Source organism: Mesorhizobium sp. M2C.T.Ca.TU.002.02.1.1 (assembly GCF_003997225.1).
Map to the genome: position 1 here is coordinate 1 of NZ_RZTO01000708.1, position 3,288 is coordinate 3,288.

Consider the following 3,288-nt stretch of genomic DNA (forward strand, 5'->3'; position numbering starts at 1 on the left):
GCCAATGGCTGCATCAACGACGCGGCGCGCGCCTGGTTCTCGCTCGGCCGCGACCGCTATCTGCCGAGCTGGTTCTCGGCGGTGCATCCGAAATACCGCACGCCCTATCGCTCGATCCTGTTCCTGCTGCCGATCGCGCTGGCCTTCGCCTTCATCGCCGACCTCAACCAGGCGATCACCTTCTCGATCCTGTCGGGCGTGCTGCAATACACTTTCATGAGCATCAACATCATGATGTTCCGCAGGAAGTGGCCATTGGGCACGATCCGCCGCGGCTACACGCATCCCTTCCATCCACTGCCGGCGATCGTGCTGTTCTGCCTGTGCATGGTGACCTTCTTCGCCATCTTCCTCGGCTTCGGCTCGCAGCTGATCGCGATGACGGTGTTCTACTTCCTGATCTCGCTGTGGTTCCACTTCTACCGCTACAAGTTCGTGCGGCGCGGCGACCAGTTCTCCATGCCGTGGCCGAAGCCGCAGGGTTATTGAGTGGAGTAAGGGCCCGCCTGTCGACGGCGGGCCATGGCGTGTCGAAATGTCGGAGCTGACGTCAGTATTGCTTGCCGGGGCGATCGCATTGGCCGTCGCCGCCCATATTGCCTGGCTGGCGCGCGCCGGCCGCAACAGGGCGAAGGCGGCCTTGGCCGCCGATATGGCGAGCGTCCGCAGCGTCGTTCCCGATGCCTCCGACATCTCCGACGGCATGGCCGGCGTCGTCACCTGGGCCGGTTCCTGGAACGGTCAGCGCGTTCAGCTGCGCACCATCGTCGACACGCTGGCGACGCGAAAGCTGCCGACGCGCTGGCTCAGCGTTTCGATCACCGAGCCGCTCGCGGTGCCGGGTGTCTTCGACATGATGATGCGGCCGAATTCGGCGACGACATTTTCCAATTTCGATCATCTTGCGCACACGCTGCCGAAAGTGCTGGGCTTTCCCGCCGATGCGGTGCTCAAGACGGACCGCAAAGGCGTCGCGTTCCCGCAGGATCTGATCGCCACGCACACCGACATCTTTGCCGAGAGCCGCGCCAAGGAATTGCTGATCACGCCAAAGGGCGTGCGCATCGTGTGGCTGCTGGCCGAGGCCGAGCGCGCGCGTTACGGCGTGTTCCGGCAGGCCGCCTTCGGCGATGCCGGGATCGATCCGGCCTTGATCGAGCGGTTGCTCGAAGCGGCCTCGACGCTTCGCCAAGCCATCAACCGGCGCGAAAGGCGGGCGGCATGAGCGACCGAACCGCCACCCCTGCCCCGATAAATCCTTATTTCGTGCTCGGCGCCGCGATCGTTTTGCCGGCAAGCGGCCACGTCATGCTCGGCGTGCCGGCGCGCGGCCTGCAGTTCCTTTTCTTCATGGTGATCCTCGGCTGGATAACGACCAAGATGGCGCCGGCCGACGCCAGCTTCATCGGCCGCCATGCCGGCGGCTTCCTGATCTATGCCTTCTCGATCCTCGACGCCTATCGGCTTGCGCGCATCCGCCATGCGATCTGGGTTCACAAGGCGCGTCCGGACAGCGATAGTGCCGACGGCAATGCGTCGCCCAATATATAACGACAGGAAAATTTCTTTCATACCATTGAATTTAGCAAACTCATTGGGTACATCATCAGAGAGCAAAAAACGCTGGAGGCTGGCATGTGCGGGATCGTCGGACTTTTCTTGAAGGACAAGGCGCTGGAGCCGAAGCTCGGCGCCATGCTGTCGGAGATGCTGGTGTCGCTCAGCGACCGCGGGCCCGACAGCGCCGGCATCGCCATCTACGGCGCGGCCACCGGCAATGAAGCCAAGATCACCGTGCAGTCGCCGAAGCCCGATCGCGATTTCCGCGGCCTCGACGCCGAGCTCGCCAAGGCGATCGGCGCACCGGTGAGCGTCGCGGTCAAGTCCACGCATGCGGTGATCCGGACCACGCCGGACAAGGTCGACGCCGCGCGCGAGACGCTGCAGACGCTCCGGCCCGACATCCGAGTCATGGGTGCCGGCGAGGCGGTGGAGATCTACAAGGAAGTCGGCCTGCCCGAGGCCGTCGTCGAACGCTTCGGCGTGCGCGCGATGACCGGCACGCATGGCATCGGCCACACTCGCATGGCGACGGAATCGGCAGTGACGACGATGGGCGCGCATCCCTTCTCGACCGGCGCCGATCAGTGCCTGGTGCACAATGGCTCGCTCTCCAACCACAACAACGTGCGCCGCGAGCTGATCCGCGACGGCATGACCTTCGAGACCGAGAACGACACGGAAGTGGCGGCCGCCTATCTCTCCAACCGGATGGCGCATGGCAAGAATCTCGGCGAGGCGCTGGAAGGCACGCTCTCCGACCTCGACGGCTTCTTCACCTTCGTCGTCGGCACCAAGAACGGCTTCGGCGTGGTGCGCGACCCGATCGCCTGCAAGCCGGCCGTCATGGCCGAGACCGACCAGTATGTCGCCTTCGGCTCTGAATATCGTGCGCTCACCAAGCTGCCCGGCATAGACAATGCGAGGGTCTGGGAACCGGAGCCCGCAACCGTCTATTTCTGGGAGCATTGAATTCATGCCTGCAACACCCATGCCGAAGGCGCAGCGCGAGCAAGGCCATGCGAGGGTCTTCGACCTCGGCCAACAGTCTTTGCGCGAGCTGAACCAGGCTCTGCACAATCTCGCCCCCGGCTCGAACGAGACGGCCTGGGAAGTGCTCAATCCGAAGGGCAGCCATTCCGTCGCCGTCGGCGTCGACCAGCCGGTCAGCATCGATGTGCGCGGCAGCGTCGGCTATTACTGCGCCGGCATGAATGACGGCGCGACGATCACCGTGCACGGCTCGGCCGGCCCCGGCGTCGGCGAGAACATGATGTCGGGCTCGATCGTCATCAAGGGCGATGCCAGCCAGTATGCCGGCGCCACTGGCCGCGGCGGCCTGCTGGTCATCGAGGGCAACGCCTCGTCGCGCTGCGGCATCTCGATGAAGGGCATCGACATCGTCGTGCGCGGCAATATCGGCCACATGTCGGCCTTCATGGCGCAGTCCGGCAATCTGGTGGTGCTGGGCGATGCCGGCGATGCCTTGGGCGATTCCATTTACGAGGCGCGGCTCTTCGTGCGCGGCAAGGTCGAGAGCCTGGGCGCCGACTGCATCGCCAAGGAGATGCGGCCTGAGCATATCGAACTCTTGCAGGGCCTGCTCGACCGCGCCGGCATCAGCGACGTGAAGCCATCGGAATTCAAGCGCTACGGCTCGGCGCGCAAGCTCTACAATTTCAACATCGACAACGCCGACGCGTATTGAGGACAGAAATGGCCTATCAC

Annotated in this window: 5 protein-coding genes; all 5 read left to right on the forward strand. The window is 64.2% G+C overall.

Going from position 1 to position 3,288, the window contains the following annotated elements; all coding sequences use genetic code 11:
* Positions 1 to 489 (forward strand): APC family permease (locus EOD07_RS28000; RefSeq protein WP_164772598.1); only part of this gene is annotated, 489 nt, incomplete at its 5' end.
* Positions 490 to 535: 46 nt separating this feature from the next.
* Positions 536 to 1,225, forward strand: coding sequence for a hypothetical protein (locus EOD07_RS28005; protein WP_127237693.1), 690 nt, complete (start codon positions 536 to 538; stop codon positions 1,223 to 1,225).
* The gene (locus tag EOD07_RS28010; RefSeq protein WP_127237694.1) at positions 1,222 to 1,551 is read left to right on the forward strand and encodes a hypothetical protein; all 330 of its coding nucleotides are present in this window, start codon (positions 1,222 to 1,224) and stop codon (positions 1,549 to 1,551) included. Before EOD07_RS28005 ends, EOD07_RS28010 begins: the two co-directional genes overlap by 4 nt.
* Positions 1,552 to 1,635: 84 nt before the next feature.
* The gene (locus tag EOD07_RS28015) at positions 1,636 to 2,532 is read left to right on the forward strand and encodes a glutamine amidotransferase family protein (protein WP_040990873.1); all 897 of its coding nucleotides are present in this window, start codon (positions 1,636 to 1,638) and stop codon (positions 2,530 to 2,532) included.
* A 19-nt stretch (positions 2,533 to 2,551) separates the two neighbouring features.
* On the forward strand, positions 2,552 to 3,268 hold the full coding sequence (locus EOD07_RS28020) for a GXGXG domain-containing protein (protein WP_116390175.1): 717 nt from the start codon (positions 2,552 to 2,554) through the stop codon (positions 3,266 to 3,268).
* Positions 3,269 to 3,288: the final 20 nt, after the last annotated feature.